Annotated in this window: 1 protein-coding gene; it reads left to right on the plus strand. The window is 60.5% G+C overall.

From position 1 onward, the window contains the following. Window positions 1–1422 (plus strand): group II intron reverse transcriptase/maturase (gene ltrA / locus NKJ55_RS35305; RefSeq protein WP_352453911.1); only part of this gene is annotated, 1422 nt, incomplete at its 5' end. Window positions 1423–1698: the final 276 nt, after the last annotated feature.

A 1698-nucleotide genomic window follows, 5' to 3' on the forward strand; every position in this document is an offset into this window, starting at 1 on the left:
AAAGCCGGACAACCGGCGGCGGAGCTGGTGGAGCCAAGGCCGGGGACCAAGGGGAACGCGGAACAGCAACACATGCACCGGACACGGAGCCGGGCTCGCATGTCCCAGTCGCTGGATCGCGTACGGCAAGCCGCAAGGCTGAGGAAGAAGGAGAAGTTCACCACGCTCTTCCACCACATCAATGTCGATACACTGCGGACGGCGTTCTACGTGCTCAAGCGCAAGGCCGCTCCCGGGGTGGATGGCATGACGTGGCAGGATTACGAGACAGACCTTGAGCCTCGGCTCAGGGACCTGCACGAACGGGTTCATCGGGGAGCGTACCGCCCGCAACCGTCTCGCCGGACGTTTATACCGAAGGCAGATGGAAAGCAGCGGCCGCTGGCGATTGCCGCTCTGGAAGACAAAATCGTCCAAGGGGCAACCGTCATGGTGCTCAATGCCATCTATGAAGGCGACTTCTGCGGCTTCTCATACGGGTTTCGGCCCGGTAGAGGGTCGCACGATGTATTGGATGCACTGTGCGTAGCGATCAACACGCGGAGGGTGAACTGGATTGTAGACGCCGATATCCAGAACTTTTTCGGGAGCGTCAGCCAGGATTGGCTCGTTCGCTTCCTGGAACACAGGATCGGCGACAAGCGCATCATCCGCCTGATCCGGAAATGGCTGAAGGCGGGCATTCTCGAAGATGGGATCGTGACGGTAGATGACAGGGGCACGGGTCAAGGCTCGGTGATTTCGCCGCTTCTGGCCAATATTTACCTGCACTATGTCTTCGACCTGTGGGTCAACCGCTGGCGACGGCGCGAGGCCACCGGCGACATGATCATCGTGCGCTATGCCGATGATGTAATCGTCGGCTTCGAGCGCGAGGGCGACGCCCGTCGTTTCCTCGATGCGATGCGCGCGAGGCTTGAGGAGTTCATGCTGTCGCTCCATCCGGAAAAGACCCGCCTGATTGAGTTCGGCCGCTTCGCGGCGGTCGACCGCAAGCAACGCGGGCTCGGCAAATCGGAGACCTTCGCATTCCTGGGCTTTACCTTCATCTGCGGTAAATCGCGAAAGGGGCGCTTCCTGCTTAAGCGGAAGACCCGAGGCGACCGCATGCGGGTGAAGCTCAAGGACATCAAGGCGGAGCTGCGGCGTCGGATGCATTGGCCCATCCCCGAACAGGGGAAGTGGCTGAGGCAGGTCGTGACAGGTCATTTCGCCTATTATGCGGTCCCGACGAATGGCGGGGCGCTCTCGGCGTTCCGGCACCATGTGACCGATCTCTGGCGGCGGACCCTTCGGCGGCGCAGCCAACGAGACGGCTTCACCTGGGCCCGCATGACGAAGCTGACCGACGACTGGCTCCCCAAACCACGCATCCTTCACCCGTGGCCCAATGCGCGCTTCGCCGTCAGCCACCCAAGGTAGGAGCCGAGTGCTCGAATCGGGCTCGCTCGGATCTGAGCGGGGGGGCGCCCAGTAATGGGCGTCCCTACCGCGATAGTGCACGTTTTCAAATTAAGCGCACAGCTAACCAACTGAAATGATTGACATGCGATTCTCATAATTAACTGCAAAGGGACATCCCCAGAAATGAGTATTGACTTCGATCTCCGATCTCAGCGCCGGCAACTGACCAAGGCATAGCGGGCTCGTAACGATAAGGACGGTTCTCGCCATTTGAGGACCGCAACGGGTTGGCGA

It is taken from the genome of Mesorhizobium sp. M0106 (assembly GCF_040322715.1).
Lineage (GTDB): Bacteria > Pseudomonadota > Alphaproteobacteria > Rhizobiales > Rhizobiaceae > Mesorhizobium.